Source organism: Pleurocapsa minor HA4230-MV1, assembly GCA_019359095.1.
GTDB lineage: Bacteria > Cyanobacteriota > Cyanobacteriia > Cyanobacteriales > Xenococcaceae > Waterburya > Waterburya minor.
In genome coordinates this window covers 439805-463557 of the sequence record JAHHHZ010000036.1, presented here as the reverse complement: position 1 = coordinate 463557, position 23753 = coordinate 439805, and the positions used below count along the sequence as shown (strand labels likewise).

The 23753-nt window shown below is 39.8% G+C and carries 20 protein-coding genes and 1 tRNA gene; 11 read left to right on the top strand and 10 right to left on the bottom strand.

Annotated elements, in window-relative coordinates; translation table 11 throughout:
* Window positions 1-26: 26 nt before the first annotated feature.
* Complete coding sequence (locus tag KME09_26045) at window positions 27-1889, top strand: response regulator (protein MBW4537402.1); 1863 nt, start codon at window positions 27-29, stop codon at window positions 1887-1889.
* 142 nt (window positions 1890-2031) lie between these two features.
* Here the strand turns inward: KME09_26045 and KME09_26040 are convergent, their stop codons facing one another.
* Both KME09_26040 and KME09_26035 read right to left on the bottom strand, forming a co-directional pair.
* Window positions 2032-2553 (bottom strand): DUF937 domain-containing protein, encoded by a 522-nt coding sequence (locus KME09_26040; protein ID MBW4537401.1) that lies wholly within the window; start codon window positions 2551-2553, stop codon window positions 2032-2034.
* A 39-nt stretch (window positions 2554-2592) separates the two neighbouring features.
* A complete protein-coding gene (locus tag KME09_26035; protein MBW4537400.1) occupies window positions 2593-6300 on the bottom strand; it encodes a filamentous hemagglutinin N-terminal domain-containing protein in 3708 nt (1235 codons plus the stop codon).
* Between the two features lie 182 nt (window positions 6301-6482).
* Here KME09_26035 and lpxB point away from each other — a divergent pair, with 182 nt between their 5' ends.
* The 5 genes from lpxB to hisH all read left to right on the top strand — a co-directional run bounded on the left by lpxB (window position 6483) and on the right by hisH (window position 11364).
* Complete coding sequence (lpxB, locus tag KME09_26030) at window positions 6483-7634, top strand: lipid-A-disaccharide synthase (GenBank protein ID MBW4537399.1); 1152 nt, start codon at window positions 6483-6485, stop codon at window positions 7632-7634.
* A 145-nt stretch (window positions 7635-7779) separates the two neighbouring features.
* Window positions 7780-8388, top strand: a complete 609-nt coding sequence (locus KME09_26025; GenBank protein MBW4537398.1) for a Uma2 family endonuclease — start codon at window positions 7780-7782, stop codon at window positions 8386-8388.
* Window positions 8389-8831: 443 nt separating this feature from the next.
* A complete protein-coding gene (locus KME09_26020; GenBank protein MBW4537397.1) occupies window positions 8832-10307 on the top strand; it encodes a restriction endonuclease subunit S in 1476 nt (491 codons plus the stop codon).
* A gap of 226 nt (window positions 10308-10533) precedes the next feature.
* Window positions 10534-10607 (top strand) — tRNA-Pro (locus KME09_26015).
* Between the two features lie 124 nt (window positions 10608-10731).
* The gene (gene hisH / locus KME09_26010) at window positions 10732-11364 is read left to right on the top strand and encodes an imidazole glycerol phosphate synthase subunit HisH (GenBank protein MBW4537396.1); all 633 of its coding nucleotides are present in this window, start codon (window positions 10732-10734) and stop codon (window positions 11362-11364) included.
* Window positions 11365-11379: 15 nt separating this feature from the next.
* On the opposite strand, the gene KME09_26005 is transcribed toward hisH, so the two are convergent.
* Window positions 11380-12660: a serpin family protein gene (locus KME09_26005; GenBank protein ID MBW4537395.1), complete on the bottom strand. Its 1281-nt coding sequence runs from the start codon at window positions 12658-12660 to the stop codon at window positions 11380-11382.
* Between the two features lie 256 nt (window positions 12661-12916).
* On the opposite strand from KME09_26005, the gene KME09_26000 reads away from it, so the two are divergent.
* Window positions 12917-13630 (top strand): MotA/TolQ/ExbB proton channel family protein, encoded by a 714-nt coding sequence (locus KME09_26000; GenBank protein ID MBW4537394.1) that lies wholly within the window; start codon window positions 12917-12919, stop codon window positions 13628-13630.
* Window positions 13631-13694: 64 nt separating this feature from the next.
* A complete protein-coding gene (locus KME09_25995) occupies window positions 13695-14246 on the top strand; it encodes a biopolymer transporter ExbD (protein ID MBW4537393.1) in 552 nt (183 codons plus the stop codon).
* A gap of 36 nt (window positions 14247-14282) precedes the next feature.
* On the opposite strand, the gene KME09_25990 is transcribed toward KME09_25995, so the two are convergent.
* Window positions 14283-14945: a class I SAM-dependent methyltransferase gene (locus KME09_25990; GenBank protein MBW4537392.1), complete on the bottom strand. Its 663-nt coding sequence runs from the start codon at window positions 14943-14945 to the stop codon at window positions 14283-14285.
* Between the two features lie 89 nt (window positions 14946-15034).
* Window positions 15035-16030, bottom strand: coding sequence for a ketol-acid reductoisomerase (ilvC, locus tag KME09_25985; GenBank protein MBW4537391.1), 996 nt, complete (start codon window positions 16028-16030; stop codon window positions 15035-15037).
* A 150-nt stretch (window positions 16031-16180) separates the two neighbouring features.
* On the opposite strand from ilvC, the gene KME09_25980 reads away from it, so the two are divergent.
* A complete protein-coding gene (locus tag KME09_25980) occupies window positions 16181-17572 on the top strand; it encodes an MATE family efflux transporter (protein ID MBW4537390.1) in 1392 nt (463 codons plus the stop codon).
* A gap of 25 nt (window positions 17573-17597) precedes the next feature.
* Here KME09_25980 and KME09_25975 read toward each other — a convergent pair whose 3' ends face one another.
* The 3 genes from KME09_25975 to KME09_25965 form a co-directional block, all read right to left on the bottom strand.
* Window positions 17598-19040: a GAF domain-containing protein gene (locus tag KME09_25975; GenBank protein MBW4537389.1), complete on the bottom strand. Its 1443-nt coding sequence runs from the start codon at window positions 19038-19040 to the stop codon at window positions 17598-17600.
* A gap of 513 nt (window positions 19041-19553) precedes the next feature.
* Window positions 19554-20297: a 2-succinyl-6-hydroxy-2,4-cyclohexadiene-1-carboxylate synthase gene (gene menH, locus KME09_25970; GenBank protein ID MBW4537388.1), complete on the bottom strand. Its 744-nt coding sequence runs from the start codon at window positions 20295-20297 to the stop codon at window positions 19554-19556.
* Between the two features lie 134 nt (window positions 20298-20431).
* Complete coding sequence (locus KME09_25965) at window positions 20432-21580, bottom strand: ferrochelatase (GenBank protein MBW4537387.1); 1149 nt, start codon at window positions 21578-21580, stop codon at window positions 20432-20434.
* A 202-nt stretch (window positions 21581-21782) separates the two neighbouring features.
* Between KME09_25965 and KME09_25960 the strand changes: the two genes are divergently transcribed.
* Both KME09_25960 and KME09_25955 read left to right on the top strand, forming a co-directional pair.
* Window positions 21783-22112 carry a (2Fe-2S) ferredoxin domain-containing protein gene (locus KME09_25960; protein ID MBW4537386.1) on the top strand — a complete coding sequence of 110 codons (330 nt, stop codon included), beginning with the start codon at window positions 21783-21785 and terminating at the stop codon, window positions 22110-22112.
* Between the two features lie 172 nt (window positions 22113-22284).
* A complete protein-coding gene (locus tag KME09_25955) occupies window positions 22285-22686 on the top strand; it encodes a fasciclin domain-containing protein (protein MBW4537385.1) in 402 nt (133 codons plus the stop codon).
* 309 nt (window positions 22687-22995) lie between these two features.
* Here the strand turns inward: KME09_25955 and KME09_25950 are convergent, their stop codons facing one another.
* Together KME09_25950 and folB are read right to left on the bottom strand one after the other, a co-directional pair.
* Window positions 22996-23169 carry a hypothetical protein gene (locus KME09_25950; protein MBW4537384.1) on the bottom strand — a complete coding sequence of 58 codons (174 nt, stop codon included), beginning with the start codon at window positions 23167-23169 and terminating at the stop codon, window positions 22996-22998.
* Between the two features lie 216 nt (window positions 23170-23385).
* On the bottom strand, window positions 23386-23745 hold the full coding sequence (folB, locus tag KME09_25945) for a dihydroneopterin aldolase (GenBank protein MBW4537383.1): 360 nt from the start codon (window positions 23743-23745) through the stop codon (window positions 23386-23388).
* Window positions 23746-23753: the final 8 nt, after the last annotated feature.

Below are 23753 nucleotides of genomic sequence, written 5' to 3'. Positions count from 1 at the left end.
TTCTGATTAAAATTGACCAGATATATATGCGAATTTTATTAGTTGAAGATGATCAAATTTTGGTCGAGCTATTAAGCACAACTTTAGCCCAACAAAGCTATGCGATCGATGTGGCAACAGATGGTGAACAGGGATGGATTTACGGTTCTACCTATACCTATGATTTAATCATTCTCGACTGGTCTTTGCCCAAATTAGATGGAATTGAGTTGTGTCAGCGTTTTCGCGCTCACGATTATGATACGCCAATCATCTTATTGACATCTCGTACTGGTAGTCAAAATAAAATTCGTGGTCTTGATGCTGGTGCAGATGATTATATTTGCAAGCCGTTTGATGTCGAAGAATTAACTGCTCATATTCGCGCTTTACTACGTCGATTGACCTGTGATTTCTTGCCTGTATTACGGTGGGGAAATCTAGAGCTAAATCCCTGTACTAGCAAAGTTACCTATCAGGGACAATCATTATTGCTCACAGCTAAAGAATATCGATTGCTAGAGTTGTTTCTACGTCATAGTCAAGAAGTTTTTTCAGTGGAAAAGATCATCGATCATTTATGGTCTTCTACTGAATATCCTGCTCAGGCAACGGTAAGATCTCACTTGCGACACTTACGTCAAAAATTAAAACATGCCTGTTTCCCTGATGATTTAATTACCACTGTCAGAGGACAAGGTTATTGCCTCAAACCTATTGCTCAAGATCGAGACGTTAGTAATTTACCAACTCAGACTAGCCCAGAAATTAACCCAGACCAAGAATTAACCAAACAATCGCTACATTTAAGTGCTTTAACCTCTATCTGGGAAAAACATCAGTCTAGAAGAGAACAACAACTAACAACTTTAGGTCAAACTATTAACTCGTTAAGTGCTGGCAATTTAGAAATTAGCGATCGCCTTTCTGGCATTATTGTGGCTCATAGTTTGGCGGGGAACTTAGGACAGTTTGGCTTAGATCGAGCTGCTGAATTAGCTAAAGAAATAGAACAACTATTGCAAAATGATTTTAATCACGACTCAAATAAATTACTGGTGTTATCTGATAAATTTGCATCTCTACGAGCAGAATTAACTACTAAACAAGATATAGTTCGGCAAATATCCGATAAATTAGCCGAAAATTCGCCTTTATTATTAATAATTACGAGTAATAGCGATTTTGCTGCACAATTAATCCCTGAAGCAAAAAATCAAGGAATTCGCACAAAAGTAATCGCTACTCCTGAATTAGTGCAAAATTGGCTCGATGAAAAACAAGCAAAAGGTGAGCAACTTCCACAGGCTGTGCTACTAGAAATATCTTTTACTGAAAATGTGCAAGAGTATTTAGCCTTAATTGCCGAATTTAAGCTACTAACACCATCCATACCAGTTATTGTCATTGGCGATCGCGATCATTTTGGCGATCGCTTGCTCGTAGCACGACATGGAGGCAAATTTTATCTTACCCAGCCAGTTAATCCTAGCCAAATTATGGCCGTTTATCATAAAGCAGTACAACACTTGTCTTTGGGGAAAAAGGTGATGATTGTTGATGACGACGTAGAACTCTTACAGACATTACCAACTTTACTCAAGCCTTGGGGATTTAAACTGACTACCCTAGACGATCCGCGACAATTTTGGGATGTACTGCAAGCTGTTGCTCCCGATCTATTAGTGTTAGACATAGAAATGCCCCACTTGAGCGGTATTGAAATATGCAAAGTTCTACGAACTTATCCCTACTGGTGTAAATTACCAGTTTTATTTCTGAGCATTCATCAAGACGCTGCTATCTCCACTGAGGTATTTGCTAACGGTGCCAATGATTTGGTCAATAAACCAGTTCTTGCTCAACAACTGGCTCACCGAATTCTTAATTGCCTCAATCTTAAGAAATAAACTAGCTATAAGCCATAAGCTGTAAGCTATAAGCCAATCAAAGTCTTATATAGCTGGTAAAAACAATAGGACAGCTTTGAAATACTACTTCCTATTTCCTACTTCCTATTTCCTATTTCCTATTTCCTATTTTCCCCTCGATCTATCTGCCAAGATGACGCGAAGCCATAGTCATCATATCGCTGATATCAACATCGCCATCGCCATCAGAATCGAGAAAGCTATTTACCACAGGATTACCTCCCTGGACATTACTTTTATTGTTTCCTGTCTTTAAGAGATTTAGCACCAAAGGCACGAGAATGGGCAGCATTGACTGAATTGTCTGAGAATTTAAACCAGTACGCTGGCTAATTTGTGCAATCATGTTTTGTAGCTGAGAACTACCAAATAAAGCCGATAAAACTTGAGGACTAGCCTGAGTACCGCCAAACTGATTTAACATCTGATTAACCTGTGCCGTACCACCCTGATTACGTTGCTGTTGCAGTGCCGACTTAGTATAGCCCCCCACAATTGACATTGCCGACTCTACCGCACTAGGGTTAGTTTGATAATTTCCGCTTAACTGCTGCACCGTATCGAGGATTGAACCAAGTTGGTTATTGCTTGCTTCTTGCTGGGGGTTATCGATCGCGCTGAGGATTTGATTAAAGATACTCATATTAATCGTGGTTACAGTAATTTTGGTTTGAGAAACTAATTAATTATGACAATTTACGGTATTAATGGGCGAATTTTGGGGTGAAGCCAAGTTGTCCATATTCTGTGCCGTCAGCATTACCTGACCGCTAGGAAGACGATACCAGCCACGGGCAGGAGGGGGTAAAATAGCTTGTTTAACTGGTTTGATTGGTGTTTTACTCGCAGCAACAGGCGCAAACTCAATCAGCGATCGCGCATTTAATAGCTCTTGAGGTCGATTTGGTAATCCACCGCGACCAGTAATTGTGAGCTGACTATTATTTCTTGATTCTGAGGGGCAAGCCACCGCGACTTCTTCTTGAGGTTGGGTTGGTTGTTGAGGTATCTCTAAGGAACTTAGGCTAGTAGTCGGTTCTAAAGTTTCGATGTCTACCAACCCGTCTAAACCTAATTCAGAACTAGCAGTTACCTGACAGGTTTGACAGATAAACAATCCTTGGGTATTAACTTGAATATTGCCTCCCATACCCATAAAGGCATTAGCGGTGACGCGACTACCTTCTAAAGCCAGTAGATTGTTACTGTTGAATGTAATATTCCCCCCATTACCCGTTCCCCTGGATGTAGCAGTGGTAAAACTTCCTCCTCGCCAAATAAGATTGTCAGCATTTAAAATAATATTGCCACCTCGACCAGATTGAGTGTCTGCCGAAATTACCCCTTGGTTATCAAGCATAATTGAATCGGCATTAACCTCCAGACTACCCGCATTACCACTACCTGTAGAGCCAATCGAAATGGCCGCGCGATCGTCAATCTTGAGCTGGGGGGTATTGATGGTTAAATTACCACCGTTGCCTGTAATTGTGGTTAAAGGTTGCGCCCCGACTGAAATATTACTGATTAAAGTTTCTGAGCGATTTGGTACCAGATCGGTATTTTCTGCCCGTCCCGCAACGGTTACTGATTCACTAGCATCGATCGCGACACTGCCACCATTTCCTAGACCAAGAGTAGAAGCTGTGATCTGTCCTCCTTGCAAAATTTCTAATCGACTAGTATCAATTGCAATATCACCACCTGCACCGCTAAAAAAAGTATTGTTAGAAATAAATGAACTATTGACTACTAATGATTCTGAGGCGTTAAGCAAAATAGAGCCTGCCGATCCACTTCCTGCCGTGGCAGTAGCAATCAAACCTCCTTGTTTCAGTTCTAGATTGGCGGTTTGAATCTCAATTGTTCCTGCATCACCACTATTTGCAGCAGCGGCTAAGATACCTTCATTAATTTGGTCGATGCTCAGATTAGCAAAAAATTCTGGACTAAATAAATTGGAATCGAATAGAGTTGATTGGAGTTGTTCATAGCTAGTTCCCGTAATTTGTACCGAATCTTGAGCGTTAATTTCAATATTGCCTCCTGTTCCCTGACCTAATACCGAAGCGTTGATTAATCCACGGTTTAATTGCAGCACCTTGGTATCGATCTGAATATTTCCCCCTGCTCCATCTTGCGTGGTGGCAGATAAAGCCCCGCCCTTAGCCAACAAAACTGAATCAGTAACTAGATTAATACTGCCCGCATCCCCCAGGTTATCACTCTGTACGTCAATAACTGCGCCATCTCGGACGGTTAAATTAGGAGTGGTGATGCTTATATTGCCTGAAGCACCAGTAACTTCTAGCTCAGGTATAATACTGCCAGAGGAGGCAAATAAACCCCCAAGAGTTATCCCTGTTTCGGTTGTAATTCCAATTAGCTCAACCGATTCAGCAGCATTAATCGTTAACTGTCCCCCCTCCCCTGCATTGAAAGTTGATGAAGCAAAGTTGGCTCCATCGCGGACTAAGAGTCTACCAGTATCAATGGTTAAATTGCCGCCGTCAGAGTCACTAAAAGTGGTAGTGCCAATCCCCGCAACCGCACTCACAGATAGTTGTGGATTATCGGTATTAAAGACAACTCCTGATACGTCAATGCTTTCTCTGGCTTCAATCTGAATATCTCCCCCCAAACCACCAAAGGGAATTACTGTGCCATCTGGTAGGATTGCCCCTGAATTACTAGCAATGACGGCATCTTTTAAAGTTATGGTGTTAGCACTCACATTAAGATCGCCCCCCTCCCCTGAACCTAAAGTGGTATTGGTAAACAATCCCGTGCCGATAATACTCTCAGGAGGGCTATTGCTTAAATCAATAGAATCAGCAACTACATTTATACTTCCTCCTGAAACATCACCAAAAGTAAGATTGATTACCGTTGCCCCATCACTGACTTTTAAGCGATCGCTAGTTAGATTAATATTGCCCAAAGAAGCCGTCGCTAAACTGTCTACCCCCCCACCGTTCTGGATTGCCGATGCCTTTAGGTTAATCTCATTGGCAGTTACATTAATATTCCCTCCATTTCCAGCGATATAGACAGGAGTAAAAATAATTGCCCCGTCGGTTAAATTTAAAGCATCAGTTTCAATCGCGATGTTCGCTGCTGTACCAGTAGTAGAAGTCCCCGCAAAAATCCCTGTAATCCGACTGTCTGGTCGTAAATTTCCCTCAAGAGCATCAATGCGATATCTTTGTTGAAATTCTAAAAATCCAGCGCCATTGATATTGATTTGTGTAGCAGCAATCTTAATATCGCCAGCACTTCCAGCACCAAAGATACTACTATCGATAAACGATCGCGGATTAATATCTAATTTGCCTGTGGTAATGTCAATTGCGCCACCTTGACCAGTTGCCCCTGCTCTAACATTATTCGAGATCTGTGAGCTATTTTCACCCACCGCTGCTTTTCCCGATAGAGCTAGAGATTCTGAGGCATTAACTACAATATTTCCCCCTGGGGCATCTGCTAGGGTTTGAGCAGTAATTTGCGATCGCTCTAGAATAATATTACTTCCCTGCACTTGAATTCCTCCCGTGGAGTTAGCAGCTATATTAGGGTTAAGTAGAGCAGATCTCCCCAATAGCTGAAGTTCCCCAAACTGCGTTACTTCTTCATATCCTAACTGCCATCCCGCAGCAATTTCACTAATACTAACCTGTCCTGCACCGACGCTACCCAGGTCAATTCTGCCAGATTCGGCTGTGACCACTCCACCATCAAAAGTAATGCCGTTACCTACTAAAGCGAAAGTATTGCCTGGTGATATTTCTAACCCCGTATTGAGATCTGCTCCTGATACTTCAATTGCTGCCGAATTTTGTCCCAACTGTAAACCCACGGGGGCGCTAATAGTCAATAAAGGTTGGCTATTGGGATCTGTATTCAACACAGTACCATCTTCAAACACTACGCTGTTGGCGGTACTACCCAAAAATGATCCGCCGATATCTAACCTGGCGTTACTGCCCAAAGTAATACCGTTGGGGTTGATCAAGATCAGATTAGCATCGCCATTTGCTCGAATTAAACCGTCGATATTCGAGCCGCTACTGCCTGTAACGCGACCAATAATATTAACGATCTCAGCACCATTATTAAAATAAGCTGTGTTGCCAGTTTCAACAGAAAACTCTTGAAAACTATGAAATAAATTACTATCTGAGGAAGTCCCTCCAGTAATCTCCGTCACGTTATTGTCAGTATTAGTTTCAGTGCCAAGACTACTATCAGGAGTAACTTGAGCTGCAAGGGGATAACTCACCAAACACCAGCCCATTAAGCTGCCAAGAAATCCGCAACCATTAAATCTGCTGTGGTCGTTGCTCACCCAAGCTATTGCAGCTTGAGTATCCTTGCGCCAAAATTTTGCCATTTTTTCACTCTAAAGGACTCAACAATCGCTTTTTTGACCGAATTACCATATTTTGTCATGATACAGAGCTAAAATAGCGCCAGATTAAAGAAAATTAGTTTATCTCTTTTCTCGCTGGAAAACCTGTAGCTTTTTCCTTAATTTGAACTACAGTTGTACCGATGAGCGCTAGCAATTACTAAATGAAAATATTTATTAGTACAGGAGAAGTTTCTGGAGACTTACAGGGTTCGATGCTGATTAAATCCTTGTATCAAGCTGCTGCTAAACGTCAGATTGACTTAGAAATTGCAGGACTAGGTGGCGATCGCATGAAAGAAGCGGGAGCGAAGATCTTAGCTAATACAGCAGCCATTGGTTCAATGGGATTTATTGAAGCTATCCCTTTTATCTTACCGACGATTAAGATTCAAAAATTGACCAAAAACTATATCCAGCAAAACTCTCCTGATGTCTTGGTCTTAATTGACTATCCAGCATCTAATTTAGCTTTGGCTAGCTACGTTAAACAGCATTTACCTCATATCCCCGTGGTCTATTATATTGCACCTCAAGATTGGGCAGTCCCGATGTTAAATAACGCTGCTAAAATTGCCCAGGTGGTAGATAAACTGTTGGCAATCTTTCCTGCCGAATATGAATACTTTAAACAAAAAAAAATTGATGCTGTCCTAGTAGGTCATCCCCTGCTAGATCGGCTGGAACATGCACCAGATAAAAAACAGGCTCGTTTAAATCTGGGATTAGAATTGTCAGATACGATTGTGACTCTACTACCCGCTTCGCGCCAGCAAGAAATCAAGTATTTACTTCCCGTGATGTGTGCAGCAGCACAACAAATATTGCAGCAGATGCCAGAAGTTAAATTTTTACTTCCTGTATCCTTAGCTAACTATCGCTCAGCTATTACCGCAGCCGTGGCAGAATACAACCTACCTGTACAAATTCTCGATGGCAAAACCCTAGATGCGATCGCTGCTGCCGATCTGGCGATCGCCAAATCAGGTACGGTTAACTTAGAAATCGCCCTGTTAAATATTCCCCAGGTGGTAATCTATCGCATTCATCCCCTGACCGCCTGGATCGGTCGCCAAATGGGCTTTAAAGTGCCTTTGATGTCCCCAGCAAACTTAGTTGTCAACCGCATGATCGTCCCCGAATTACAGCAAGAAGAGGTCACCGCCGAAAATATTACTCGCGAAGCCATTAAACTTTTACCCAACTCAGATACTCAACCAGAAATTACCGCAGGCTATCAAAAAATGCGATCGCTTTTGGGAACAGTGGGAGTATGCGATCGGGTTGCAGCAGAAATTTTCAAGTTAGTTGATTAAAACTATCATCAGATTTTTATTGATAAAGTGAGAGAAAATAAATATATCCTTTAGCATCATTGATGGAAATTATTGGTTTATTAATTGAAAGTTTTGAATCCACAAATGTACCTGAACTAAATGTTTACAATTTTAGAAAATACTTATGAATTCTCAGTTATCAGTTAATAGAGAAGTTGTTCCTTTGAAAATTCGTTTGCATCAATCGATGAAGATGACAGACGAACAGTTTTTTGATTTTTGTCAACTTAATCAAGATGTCAATATTGAACGCAATTCCCACGGAGAATTAATTTTCATGTCCCCTACTGGTGCAGAAGGAGAGGAAAGAAATTTTAATTTAGTTGGTCAATTATGGTTGTGGACTAAGCAGAATGCTACTGGGGTTGGGTTTGGTTCTAGTGGTGGTTTTACTTTACCTAATGGTGCGGTACGTTCTCCCGATGCTGCATGGATTGATAAAAAACGTTGGCAACAAATTGACAATAATTTACGGAAAAAATTCGCGCCTATTTGTCCAGACTTTGTAGTGGAGTTGCGTTCGGAAACCGATAGTTTACAAATTTTGCAGGATAAGATGCAAGAATATATTGATAATGGTGCTTCATTAGGCTGGTTAATCGATCCCATAAAGCAAAAGGTTTATATTTATCGTCCTAATACTAATGTAGAAGAGTTAGACCATCCTGTTAGTTTAGATGGAGAAAATGTTTTATCTGGCTTTGTTTTGAATCTTCAAGATATAGGTTTTTAGGATTTTAGATTATGGATACAAAACAACAATTAATAGAAAAGAGGAGGAGTTAGATTAATTAATATTGATTATGCACGAGTTTCGATTGAGCGATATTTGTTTGAAAATTGTCAGTTTATTAAACCGTCAGCGATTTCAATCGCTGCCTAATACCCAAAGTCATCTCAAGATGACTAAAATCAAACTGCGATCGCACCCAAATTTTATCATCTTACTTTAATTCCCCACCCTGAACCCCTAATCCGTTTCAACGGATTTTATCTATTAGACAGAGAATTCATTCTCTGGCGGTCTGGCGGTGTGGGTATGTGCCTACCTAATCGAACAAATCAAACGGGAAACCTAATTCCCCCGCTATAATTATGACGCTACGTAATTAATGAAAGATACGTGCAGGTTTTAATTAATAGATATTTGTTGTTAAAGGGCGAGGATAAATTAAATTGATTGATATTAATAAATTACCTACAGGATGGTCAATTAAGTCTTTAAGTGAACTTTGTATATTAAATCCCAAACACAATAACAATTTATTAGATGAATTAGAAGTCTCTTTTGTACCAATGGCGGAAGTTGATGAAAAAACTGGCACTATTTCACCAGATGTTGAATGTAGAAAATTAGGAGAAATTAGAAAAGGATATACACACTTTGCTAACGGAGATGTCATTTTTGCCAAGATAACTCCTTGTATGGAAAATGGGAAATCTGCTATTGCTGAAAATCTTTGTAATGGTCTAGCTTGTGGTTCTACAGAATTTTATACTTTGCGTAGTTATGGTGCAATTTCACCTCAATATTTACATCCTTTTCTACGCCAGAATAGCTATATACAAAATGCTTCGATGAACATGACAGGTGTAGTAGGTCATCGACGTGTTACCAAAGATTTCATTTTATCAACAAGTATTCCTTTACCACCCCTCAACGAACAAAAACGCATAGTCACCAAAATAGAAGCCCTACAAACAAGAAGCACCGCAGTAAAAGAGGAACTCAAAGCAATTAAACCTCTACTAAATCAATTTCGTCAATCTGTTCTGGCTGCTGCTTTTCGTGGTGATTTAACTAAAGACTGGCGAGAACAAAACCCCGATGTAGAACCTGCTTCAAAGATTGTAGAATCTAATTCTGATTTAGTATCAAGCAATCTACCTATTAGTTGGTATCAAGCTTTAATTGGTGATGTTGTTGAAAATCTAAAATATGGAACATCCAAAAAGTGTAGTTATAAAATAGATGGTATTCCTGTATTACGCATTCCTAATGTTGTTGATGGAACTATTGACCATTCAGATTTGAAATATGCAGAACTGTCAGACAAAGAATTAGATAAATTAAGACTCACCCCAGGAGATGTTTTAATGATTAGGTCGAACGGGAGTGTGTCATTAGTTGGTAGAACAGCCATCATTGATGAAGCAGAACGAGGTTTCGCTTATGCTGGATATTTAATTAGATTAAGACCAAACAGAACCTTAGTTTATCCAAAATATCTAAATCTATGGTTTTCTAGTTATGAGATTAGATTACAAATAGAGATTCCTTTACGCTCAACAAGTGGAGTTAATAATATTAATAGCGACGAGACAAAAAAATTACATATTCCTCTTGCACCACTTGAAGAACAAAAAGAAATAGTCCGCCGTATCGAATCTCTCTTCAAACTAGCAGACAGTATCGAACAACAATACCAACAAGCAGAAGCCGACTTAAAAACCCTCAATCAATCCATATTAGCTAAAGCATTCCGAGGCGAACTTGTACCCCAAGACCCTAATGATGAACCAGCATCAGTATTATTAGAAAGGATTAAGGCAGAAAGACAAAGAGATAAAGCTAAACCTAAAAAATCTGAGACTGAGAAGAAACGAAGTAGCAAGAAAGAAGATAAACAATTAGAGATACCTGGAATATAGCAAAGCTGTTTATGTTCTACGGTAGATAGCGGGTGATTTGGATAAACAAACTCACCCCTAGACTTCTGACTGAATTTTCATCAAACTCAAAACCCTTAGCATTCATCATTACTTGTTAAGACATTTTATTTTCAGCAAAACTTCTAAATCCCTAATTGCTCCGTAATTAACTATTCACAAGTATTTGTGTTATATTGATTCAGGACTAAATTAAAAAAGTCATAAACGGGATGTAGCGCAGCTTGGTAGCGCGCCTGCTTTGGGAGCAGGATGTCGCAGGTTCAAATCCTGTCATCCCGATTTTACGCTAATGATTGTAGGTGAAATTTTTTCTCCTATCCTTGCCTTCCTGGTAAAGAATAATAAGCCGTAACCAAAGTTGTTTAGAATACGGTAAGAGAGTATTCAGTGGTAACGGTAAAATATGGTTAATGTAGCTGTGATTGACTACGATATGGGAAATCTACACTCTGCCTGTAAAGGTTTGGAGAAAGCGGGTGCAGTGCCTAAAATAACCAATGCTGCTGAAGATATTTTTGCTGCTGATGCCGTAGTTTTGCCAGGTGTAGGAGCCTTCGATCCTGCCATGAGACACATTAGAGAGCGTAATCTAGAAGAGATAATTAAGCAAGCTATTGCCACAGGTAAACCATTTTTAGGTATTTGTGTGGGACTACAGCTTTTATTTGAAGGCTCGGCTGAAGGTATTGAAAAGGGATTAGGTATTATTCCTGGTATGGTACATCGTTTTAAAAGTGAGCCAGGAATCACTGTGCCACAGATCGGTTGGAATCAACTGGAGTTTAATCAACCCAATCATCCACTATGGCAAGATTTGCCCCCTGAGCCTTATGTTTATTTTGTTAACTCGTTTTATGCTGCTCCCCAAGAGCCTCAATTTAATTCGGCAATGGTAACTCATGGTTCACAAACCGTAACAGCTGCGATCGCTCATGATAATTTGATGGCAGTCCAGTTTCATCCAGAAAAGTCTTCGGAGAATGGACTAAAGATTCTCTCGAACTTTGTCACCCTGGTACAAAACCAAAAAAGTTAAGGGATATTTTTAAAGCTAATTTTCTTCAGGCTCAACAACATTACCCATAAAAAGGATTATTCCTGCACGATCGTCATGAATGGTGAAGAAAAAGGGGCGATTAATGTTCATTGTAAAAGGCTTATTTTGAGGTGTTGCTGATGTTATACGAATACCACTAGAGGTAGCTCCCGCAGCTTCTGTTCCCTCTTCGTCGACCTCAATTACCGCTTTGTGTTTAACCTGAGCGAGAGCCACAGCACTATCTGTCATGGCAGAAAAGTCTGCTTGACTAGAATTAAATACCTGCTGCATCCCCAGAGAGGACAGGACATCTTTTAACTCTTTAGTATATTCCAGCTTAAATTTGGGTAGAGAAACATTGCCTGGTTGCGATCGCATTTGATTCAACCATGTTTGCCAATTAGCTAGATTTAACTGCTGATTGAATTGCTCTAGACTGCTATTGGCTTGAGGGAGAAAAATATACATTGCCAGTTTACCTTTGCCGTAAGGTAGCCGAATCGCTTGAAACTGTTGGTTTTCATAGTAGCGATAGTCTCCTGTCTGACTCATCATCGCTACAGGTTTTGTTGTCTTAGATTCAAGATAGAAAGGTTGCTCTGTAGTGGCATTAGGATCGAACTTATCTGTCCAGCTTGCTTTAAAATAGATGGCGTTGATTAGATACAAAGCAGCTTCAGGCGAGAGCGAATCAACGATCGCAGGAATTTGGTTAGCGGTGTTGCTGGCTACCCACTGATTAATTGTATTCTTGGCGGAGGTGTCGGTAAAGTCTAGGTTGCTGACTTTTCCCTGATAAAAATCTTGGGTAGTTTTAATAAAACTATCTTTTAAACTAATATTTTGATTGACCCAGAGAGAATTAGCGATCGCCAATTTTCCAGAGTTATCGGCAGTGTTTAAAGTTTCAATTAACTGCTCATAGTTAGAATCAACTGTTGCTGGGTCAAATTGTTCTAATCCTAGAGTTTGGCTGATTTCTGCCTGAGTTTTTCCCGCCGTACCGTTGCGCGTCATCCCTAGAGCGATCGCTATACTCTGAGGTGAGATAAATATGTTTTGAGACTGAGATTTTGGCTGTAGCTGGAGTTGAGCAAATAAATCAAAGCCAAAGCGATTATTGGCGTTTACTAGCTGATTTAGTTTAGTTCCTGGTTGGCTAGCAATTAACTTAGATCCACTAGATAGCTGATTGAGAGAACTGACTGAGCTGGCTTCTTCCTGAGATGCTAATGCCGCTAAACTAAGCAGTAAAACTAGAGCAAAAGTTCCCCAAAGAGTATTACGGTTCATTGGCAATTAATTATTAACAGTGCAGATTATAGTAGTCTAAGATGCAAAAGAATACATCAAGTTGCTGACGATAAATTACCAAATTCCTTGACTATAGACATCAATCGAAACCCATGTTAGAAAAATTTTAGATAACCAAGATTTTAGTGTAGCCTGTGTTATTTATATTTATGGACTTAAACTGGAATAACCTAAAATGTTTAAACTGTTCAAGTAATTTTAATTAAAAATTATATCAAGAGGTAATTGGCGTAAGATGAATTTTTTAGAAATTATTGATAAGGGCGGTATTTCTATGTATCCCCTGCTGTTTCTTTCAGTACTATCTATTGCAACTATCCTCGAACGGCTCTGGTTTTGGTCAAGAGTAGTTTTCCAAGAAAAGAAAATTTTTAATCAGATCATGGAAGCTGCCGAACGCAACTGGAATTTGGTAGGTAAAATTGCTCAGGAACATATTAGTCATCCCTTGGGAAGTTTTGTTTATTCTCCCTTTTTACTATCTAACCCTGACCCTGATATGTTTCACCTCGCTCTAGAATCGGCTGCTGAAGAACAAGTAGCGCGGATGCGCAAGGGAGACAAAGTATTAGAGGCAATTATTGCTCTTTCTCCTTTGTTAGGCTTATTTGGAACAGTTTGGGGACTAATTCAAGCCTTAAGTTCGATTAAAATCAGTGACTTAGGTACAGCAGATGCTTCTGGAGTAACCATGGGGATTGGGGAATCATTGATCTCTACGGCAGCAGGTTTACTAGTCGCCATTGTTAGCCTCAGCTTTTATCGTATGTTTCAGGCTTTTTGGGCAAATCAGATTAGAATCTTACGTCGCACTGGTAGCCGTCTGGAAGTTATGTATCGCGATCGCTGGTCACAATTACAAGAAGACGAAACCCCTGGCGTTATTAGCAAAGACGAATATTCCTTTGTCGATATTAGACCCCCTAATCTTCGATCCCCCAATCAGTAATCACTAATCAGTAATCACTTACATGACTCGTAAACGAAAGTACCAGCCGAAACCAATTAAATCGATGAATCTCTGGCAGGATGATAGCCAGCAAAGTGGGGCAAATATTGAGATATTGCCCTTAATTGACGTTATTTTCTGTATTTTGATCTTTTTTATCTTAGCTGCGGTCAATTTTTCGCGTCAACAAGCAATTAGTCTGGATTTGCCTCAAGCAAAAACTGGTACGCCACAGTTGCAAAATATTTTAATTGTGACGATTGATGATCTTGGTCAGCTATACGTTGATAAGACTTTGGTTAGTCGCGCTGATTTGTCGTGGGAAATTAAAAAATTCCGACAGGCTAATCCTGATGGCTTGATGACTTTGTATGCTGCCAAAAACTCGACCTACAGAGAAGTCGTTGAAGTTTTAGATATTCTGCGGGATGTGGGGGGCGATCGCGTGGCGCTAGCCACTCTACCCGAAGGCTCTCAACCAGTACAAGTTGCGCCGACTCCAGGAGTTAATCCTGCTCTACCTGGCACTAGCGCTCTACCTGGCTTACCCGACACCATCGATCCCTTTTCTAATCCGTCTAATCCGCCTAATCCTCCTAGTCCGCCATTGCCATAAAGTTTACTGAGCTGATATTGAACAATTATTAAAAAATTACTGTTTAAGTGCCAAGGTTAGACCATCGGCCATCGCCAGCATACTAATTTCTACTCGGTTGTCTTGATGGAGTTTTTGATTGAATTCCCGAATGGCAACCGTTCTTTTATCTGTATCTTTAGGATCGACAACGCTACCAAACCAAAGGACATTATCGATCGCCACTATTCCTCCAGGACGCAACAGAGTTAAAGCCCGTTCATAATAGTTAGAGTAGTTAGATTTATCAGCGTCAATAAAGGCAAAGTCAAAACTACCGGCTTCACCATTGGCAATTAACCGATCTAAGGTCTCTAATGCGGGTGCTAAACGCAGATCGATCTTGTGGGCTACTCCTGCTAATTCCCAATAGCGACGAGCAATCTCGGTACATTGAGGATCGCGATCGCAAGCTATTACTGTTCCCGATTCAGGTAACGCCAGCGCCACCACTAAAGAGCTATAGCCTGTAAACACGCCAATATCTAGAGTTTTCTTAGCTCCTAACAGTTTGACTAGCAACGCCATAAACTGTCCCTGATCGGGGGCTATTTGCATAATACTAGCGCTGTGTTGGCTAGTTTCCTGACGTAATTGAGCTAGTACCTCATCTTCTCTTAGGGATACTGAAAGTAAGTATTCATATAGCCGATTATCTAGTCCGAAACTTTCTTTGCTCATAACTTTTTATCTGTGGATGATACAAAAAAAGGAGAGCTAACTCTCCTAATGTTAATAACTAATCAGTCTAAACCAAACTAAAATTCAGCTTAATTATTTTTCAACCAGCTAAAGTGAGCGCGAACATCTTTACCCACTTCTTCAATTGGATGTTCTGCTTCTAAGCGACGAGTTGCCGTAAATCCTGGTTTACCTGCTTGATTTTCTAAAATAAAGTCGCGGGCGAAATCTCCTTGTTGAATTTCTCGCAGAATTTTACGCATTTCAGCGCGGGTTTGTTCATTGACGATTCTAGGGCCGCGAGTATAGTCGCCGTATTCTGCTGTAGTGGAAATACTATCACGCATTTTAGCCAACCCGCCTTCCACGATTAAATCGACGATCAGCTTAACTTCATGTAGACATTCAAAATAAGCTAATTCAGGCTGATAACCAGCTTCGACCAAAGTTTCAAAACCTGTCTTGATTAAGGCGCTGAGACCGCCACAAAGTACCGCTTGTTCACCAAATAAATCAGTTTCAGTTTCTTCTCTAAAGGAAGTTTCTAAAATTCCTGCTCTAGTACCACCGACACCTTTAGCATAAGCCATAGCGCGATCGCGTGCCTGACCTGTAGCGTCTTGATAGACTGCAAATAAGCAAGGTACACCCTGTCCTTGAGTATAGGTACGTCTAACTAGATGTCCTGGCCCTTTAGGCGCAACCATCATTACGTCTACACCTTGAGGAGGGACAATTTGTCCGAAGTGAATATTAAACCCGTGAGCAAAGGCTAAGATTTTACCATCACTAAGGTGTGGGGCAATCTGTTCGGTATAAACTTGTTTTTGGACTTCATCTGGTAGCAGAATCATAATTAGATCTGCTGCTTTAGCTGCATCTTCTACAGGATGAACTTTCAATCCGTCTGCTTCTGCCGTAGCTTTCGATTTACTGCCAGGATATAAACCTACAATGACATTAACACCGCTATCTTTTAAGTTGAGTGCGTGAGCATGTCCTTGAGAACCATAACCGATAATTGCTACCGTTTTATCTTTTAAGAGATCTAGGTTAGCATCCTCGTCGTAATACATCCGCGCCATAAGAGTTTCTCCAGCATCGTTAAATCTTGCCTGATTATTATAGTTTTTTTAGGTGGTTTCAGAAAATACAATGAATACGATAAACACGATAGATTATGTCTATAGATAAGTTTAAATATCAGGGAATTTTTAAATAACGTAGTTTTGTTTTTGACTTTAAAAACCAGTCCAATTTATCAGGAGAGCAAAAAACTACTCCAGTTAGTAATTCCTCTGGCTAGCGCCCAAGTGGCTCAGTCTCTCATCGGTTTTGTCGATACTTTAATGATGGGTCGTTTAGGAGCGACAACCCTTGCTGCGGGAGGGCTTGCCAGCATTACCTTTATGACTTTAACTAGTGTAGTTGGTGCAGTAATCATGGCTGTAACGCCTCTAATTGCTGAGGCTGATGGTGCGCAGAAAAAGCATCGAGTTGCGACCATTACTAGCCAAGGATTTTATCTCGTAATAATTTTAACCATGCCCCTCGCCATAATTATTGCCAATCTAGACCGTCTATTACTAGCCATGGGGCAAGATCCTGTCACCATTGCCCTGGCTGATACTTATCTGGACATCATGGCTTGGGGGTGCTTTCCTATTTTGGGATTTATGCTCTTGCGAGGAGTTGCCTCTGGTTTATCTCATGCTCGTCCCTTGATGCTAATTGTAATGGGGGGGACGATCTGTAATATTGTGGGCAACTATGTACTTGCTTTTGGTAAGTTTGGTTTTCCCCGCTTAGAAATTGCAGGTTTAGCGATCGCCAGCGTAATTACCCTTTGGCTCATGTTTTTGGCTCTGGTAGTCTATCTGCTCCGACATCCACGACTTAAAACCTACCGTCTTTTTGCTCAGTTGGGTCAATTTCAGTCAGTTATCTTCCTCAAGCTGATTCGTCTTGGCACACCGATTGGCATTTTTATTGCCTTGGAGTCAGGATTATTTGCCGTGGTTACTTATCTTATGGGTGCATTGGGTACAGAGACTTTGGCTGCTCATCAAATAGTACTGCAAACTATCGTAATTATCTTTATGATTCCTTTGGGCATCTCTTACGCTACAACCATCAGAGTCGGTCAAGCTTTAGGCAAAAATGACCTGGTTGGTATTCAACGAGCTACTGCTCTCAGTATTATCTTAGGATTGATATTTAATCTAATAATCGCGATCGCCATCTGTATTTTTCCCCAATTAGTTATCGGACTCTATCTTGACCTCAGAGATCCTGCTAATTTAGCCGTAATTACAATGGCTGTGCCGATGCTGACTATCGGTGTGGTGGCACTAATCCTCGACGGGATGCAAAAAATTATTTATGGCGCACTCCAGGGACTCCAGGACACACAGATTCCCGTGCTACTGAGTATTCCTGCTTTTTGGGGGATTGGCTTAACTACAGGCTATATTTTGGGCTTTAACTACGGTATGGGAGGAAAGGGTTTATGGATTGGACAGTCTCTGGGCTTAGCGATCGCCGCCATCTTGTTTTTAATCCGTTTGCTCCAGATCTTTAATCGCTTTAAATTTAAAGCGATCGCGATTATAGACAACACCAAATAATTCTCTAGTTTTAAATCACTAAAAATCAATCAAATTCAGATTGATTCCCATCAATATAAGCGCTCGCCTCATCTAGAAATAGTTTTGCTTCATTACTACTAGTATTAACTGTAGTTAGAGAGTTTTTAATTTTCGAGGTGATTGAAATTAATTTGCGGGCAATAATCTGAATTAACTTAGTATCTTTTTTCGTCTGCGCTAAGCCATTTTGATTAATCTGATCGATTTCTCGTTCTAGCAGCTTATTAAGATTGTTGATTTCAACTAAAATTTTGCCAGTATCCTGCATTGGCTGCTTAATCTGCTCGATCTTGGATTTCGCCAAATTAACTGTATCCTTGACGTGACTTAGCTGATGTAGCCCTGTTTCAATTGTATAAGTGCGCTCTTTGACGATCGCTTTTGACAGAGACAATCCAGTATGGAAAGCGATCTCTTTAAAGTTTTCAATTTCGTCTGGCTGCCAATCTTTAAAATCGAAGCATTGATGAGCTACTAATAAACCAAAAATCTTACCGTTGTCCCAATTGATCCCTGCAACCAAATTAGATCTGACGCCTATTTTAGCAAGACTATCAATGTAGCATTCGCTCAGGCCAGCTTCAAAAACGTTAGGTGTTGCCCGAACTCGCCCACTCTCGTATTGCTCTGAGTAACGGTATTCAAAACAGGGATCTTTAATTACATTGCCTAAAATCGGTGCTAAAGCAGGAGCAGTAGCTTCGGCGACAATTTTACCCATATTTCCCTCTTGCAATCCATAGATTACAACGCGATCGCAATTAATTATTTCCTTGGCTTGCAATACCCCAAACTGTAAAGCTTCCTGACTATTTACGGCTCGATGAATTTGTTGTGTTGCGGTGGTAACTAGCTGTCGAGCTTCCTTAGCATTTTTTACCTGCAATTCTAAAGCCGAATAATACTCATGTTTAGCAAGTTCTTCAATCAGCCAACCAGACACATGAAGAACAAACTCTACCTCCGACTGTTGCCACTCTCTACTTCTCGAACATTGATGCATGACCAATAATCCATATAAGGAGTTATCCTGACGGACAATTGGCACCACCAAATTCGATTTAACCTCAATTTTTTCCAGGTTTTCAATATGACAAGGATTGATTCCCGATTTATGAATATCAGTAATTGCCCGCACTCGACCTTTACTATACTTTTCAATATAGCCCGCCTCAAAGCAAGGATCTTTAATTGTCCTACCCAAAATTTGCGTATAGCCAGGAGTTACTGCTTCGGCGACGATTTTACAGTAGGATTCTGCTTGCATACTATAGACAACAGCGCGATCGCATTTGAGAGCTTGACGAACAATGCTAACTCCAGCTTGTAGAATATCTTCTTCTGTCTTAACATCGCGCAAATTACTAAACAATTCGGTCAAAATTGTTTTGGCTGCCGAACCATTAGCCGATATTTCCGTCAACGATAGTGATGGTTGAATACTCATTATAGATTATTAATATTATTGATCTTGTTAAATGTTTTTTCTACCTTAGTGAGCAAAACACTTGAACTAGTTATCAAGGGATCGGCACTGCTCAAGAATAGAGATATATTTGTTACTGTTATATTTATGTGTTACTACTGAGAATCTTAACTTATTTGAGTCAAAAAATCTTCTGTACAATGCAAGCAAAATTAGCGCAAAATAAACACAAAACGCTCATAATTAGCTATTTAATCAAGATTGAGTCATTTGATTAGATACGTTTAGTGTGAATCAGCTTCGTTCAAATTAACTAGCTTTTAGCTTTTAGCCTTTGGAAGAAAAGAACAGATATCGTAAATTAACTGATTTGAGCTACAACCAAAGTCAAAAAACTCCCATTTCTATTGCTTGGTTTAGATACAACTAGAGAGCTTATAGCTTATAGCTAAATCACTCTAATTTTTAATTCACACTAGACGTTTTTTAATATCGAGTATCAGCAACTTGGTTTGTTTGCTGATAGTTAATCTATTAATTAAAGTCTACTGTTAATGACAAATTGGTAGCAAAATATTTAAGCAGTTTACTGAACTGCAAAGGAGCTTCAAAATGAACATTGTGTCCAGTATTATCGATCCTGTACAAACTAGCCTGCGGACAACAATTAGCCATTACTTGGTTAATCTTGATAAATTTGGGATCTAACTCTCCCACAATCAGTAGCAGGGGAATCTGTATCTCTGGAAGACTTTTCCATAGTGTAGGCTGTGTCCCTAAACCGATCGAGCGTAAGGACTTGGCTAGCTGATTAGGATCGTTACACAATCTTCTGGCGATCGCCTGGGGATAATGAGGATGCTTTCTCAAGGATGCAAATAACGGGTTGCTGTACCATTGTTGGAGAAAATTAGCAAAATCAAAATCTGATGACTCTAGTTGCTCTGCCAGCTTTGAATCTTTTGCTCTACGGCGATCGCGCTCTAACTGACTAGATAATCCTGGGGAAGCAGATTCTAAGATTACTCCTGGAAAATACTGAGGAAAATAAATAGCTAGATAAAGAGCAATTCTGCCTCCCATCGAATAACCCACTAGAATACATTGCTTGATGTTTAACTCGACTAATAAGTTAATTAGTGCTTGAGCAACATTCGGCATCTGATAATCGCTATCCTCTTCTACTATAGTCTGACCATGACCAGGTAAATCTACAGCTAGACAGCAAAACCCTGACAAGTTATTAATAACCCGATCAAAATCATGACAGTCTCCCATAAAACCGTGCAGAAATAAAAGCGTCGGCTGATGGCGATCGCCTTTGAGGACATAGTGAAATTGATAGTTATTAATTATTTTATTTAATTAAAAGCTAAAAGCTAAAAGCTAAAAGCTTAATTCACACAGAACGTTTAGTGATGATGATGGTGATGAGTAGCTTGGGTTTTAGCTAGCTGAGGATTTACCGTATTACCAGATTCCCCTAATAAAGCTTCAATCTGAGGATTTGCCCACTCCGCTGCCATGTGCATAAATTCAGGATGGCTATTGACGCAGGGCATCTGAATAAAAGTAACGTCAGAATGCTTGTGCTGAAGACTATGGATAATATGATCTACATCTAGTAGAGTTTCGTGGTTTTCAGTCGCAAAACCAATGGGCATCATCACAATCGAAGTTGCTCCTAACCCAATCAGATTTTGAGCAGCTAGCTTAGCGTTGGGCTGTGTCCACTCAATTAGAGGCGTGTCGTGGTTGAGCCAGCCGACAGAAATAAGCGGATATTTATCAATTAGTTTTTCTCTAACCAATTCATACATAGCTTGACTTTCATCAATGCCTGAAGTAAATCCTTTGGCTTTATGGGGACAGCCATGATTCATTAAGACGATCCCAATTTGTGAAGCTAAATGCCCTTGAGCTAACTCTGCTTCAATCTTTTCTTCCACCATCTGCGCCATCAAATTAATATATTCTGGCTTGTTGAAGAAGGAAGGAATGTAACGGGAACTTTTTAACCAATGAGTATCTCCATCTGCTTGCTGTGCCAAGGCTTTATTCACCTGCTCGACAGCAATACCGCTAGTGAAAATAGAATCAACTACTAGCAAAGGATAAATTAAAATCTTCTCAAAACCTTGCTCTTTAATTTCAGCCAATACCTGCTCGGGTAAATGAGGCGCACAGAAGTTAAATGCTTTAAAGACTGCTATCTTTTCACCCCAGGTTTCTTTAAGTTCTTTTTCAATACCTACTCTTTGCTCTTCAAAGATGGCGTTGTGGGGGGAAATAAAATTATTGTGCTGATGACTCCATTCGTGAAGGTCAAAAATTGCTAATAATTTGGCGATCGCTGGATAAATCCAGGTAGGTACGGGGGCAAATTTAGCCGTCAAAAGATTGAGCGCCTGTTCGTTGTAGTTAGCAAAGTCTGCATAACTTTCTACTTCGCCATAGCCCATTAATAATACGGCTACTCGATTGTTTTGATTATGATCGGATTCATGATGATGATGATGCTCATGAACTGTAGAGGCTGATTGATGAGGGATTGTAACCACTTGCTACTTCCTTTGATAAATTGAATTAATTTGTGAATCGGATTTAGAAGAGATATATGCCGTCTTTTGCCGAGATAAACTAAAGTCCAAGTCCTATTACTAATTAAGCTAGCACATTTAACCTCGATGCCCCCCTAGGGCATTGAAAAAGTTAAGATTTAGCAGCATAAATTAAACTTTAATTTACTTGAATTGTGTAGTGATGACATCAGAAACAGATTTATCAGCGATCGCTCATAATCCATCATCTCCAACATCTGGGAAAAAAGTAGTAGTTTGTCGCGGGCGTAGCTGCCGTAAATACCAGGCGCAGACTGTATGGCAGAATTTTGCCCAAAACTTACCTCCAGGGGTTGAACTGATCTCTGTTCCTTGTCTAGGACAGTGTGGAAATGGTTCAATGGTTGTTATAGAACCAGATCGAGTTTGGTACTGGCAAGTTCACCCCGATGAAGTTGACACCGTAATTAAGCAACATCTGATCGGGAAATCTCCTGTTAAGGCGATGTTGTATCCCAAATTTCATCAGTAATTAGATAAAATTGCCAGACTTAGAAGATAATTTAAAATAGTATTAATTTAAAATTATTAGCAATAATTAAACTAATATTTAGCTGGTATTTTTGATTTTTTTGAAGTGAATATACTATACAATTGACTAAATAAACGAAGATAAAATCAATAGACATACAACATTTATAAATATGCCCGATATTGTTGATATTGCAGTAAACACAGAAGGATTTAGTACATTAGTTGCTGCCGTAACAGCAGCTAACTTAGTTGAAACTTTGAAAACTCCAGGCCCTTTCACTGTTTTTGCTCCCACTGATGATGCCTTTGCTAAACTTCCCCCTGGTACAGTTCAAACTTTAGTGCAAAATCCGCCTCAACTAGCAAGAATTTTAACTTATCATGTTGTTTCTGGTAAATTAATGAAAGCTGATTTAGCCAAACTTGAGTCAGTTATTTCTGTTGAAGGTGCGCCTATTTCCCTCGATTTTACTGATAATTTTGAAGTTAAGAATGCCACCGTAATTGCAGCAGATATTGAAGCGGATAACGGCGTAATTCACGTAATCGATAATGTTATTTTAATGGGATAAATTATTTCAATTTCGGACGTATTTTTATACCCTTGTAAAACAAAGCATCTAATACCATTTATCTTTAAAGTTGCACTTAATATTTTGATTGTAATTCTCGCGCAAAGACGTTTATCCCGCTTAGTTTGGGGCAAAGACGCAAAGACGTTTATCCCGCTTAGTTTAGGGCAAAGGAGTCAAATCTAATTTAATGCATTTTCATAGAGAAATTGGTATAAACAAAACATAGGGCAGGATTGCTGAATTTGTCGTTACTTTCAGCTTACTACCTGCCCCTTTTATGATTCCATCAGGTTAATTAATGATTATTTAACACTGCGGATGACTCTTTTGAGAACATTCCTGCTCCCAACATCTTTTAAATAGAGTAATTTGATATAAATACCAAAAATGTCTAATATTCCAAACAGAATGTTGATGACCTAGCTGCTGGTTAATATACTGCCAAGTCAATAGAGTAATGAGCTGTATTCTTCTATTCATCGACCAAGATCCTTAATTAATAATTAAAAGTTGTTTTTAAGCTGTTAGCTAACCGAATAATTCGACTACGGCTAATCTACTTGTGGAATTGCCTTCTAATCTTAATTTTGCCCAATTGGCTCTCATTCCCCATGCTCGGAAATGCTTAAAATTCAAGCGGGGATCACGGGACTTCGGTGTTCTTACTACTTGTCAAATTAGCAAGATTCTGTATATTTAAGCTATGCTGCGAATAATATCTAAAGTAATACGACCATTAAAATCAGGAATCGGCGCTGCTGGTTTTGATAGCTTAACTTGAACTTGACTTACTTTTTCCAGGCTTAAAATTTTGTCAGCGATCGCACTAACTAACTTTTCGACTAGATCGAACTTAGCGGTAGTAATCTGTTCTTTGACAATGGCGATCGCTTCTCGATAGTCTAAAGTATCCGTAATATCGTCACTTATTCCCGCAGCACTCAAGTCTACCCACAGAGTTAAATCGACTTCAAACCATTGTCCTAAGACCTTCTCTTCAGGTAAATACCCGACATAGCCATAAGCACGAATACCACTAACTTGAATTGAATCCATAATCAATA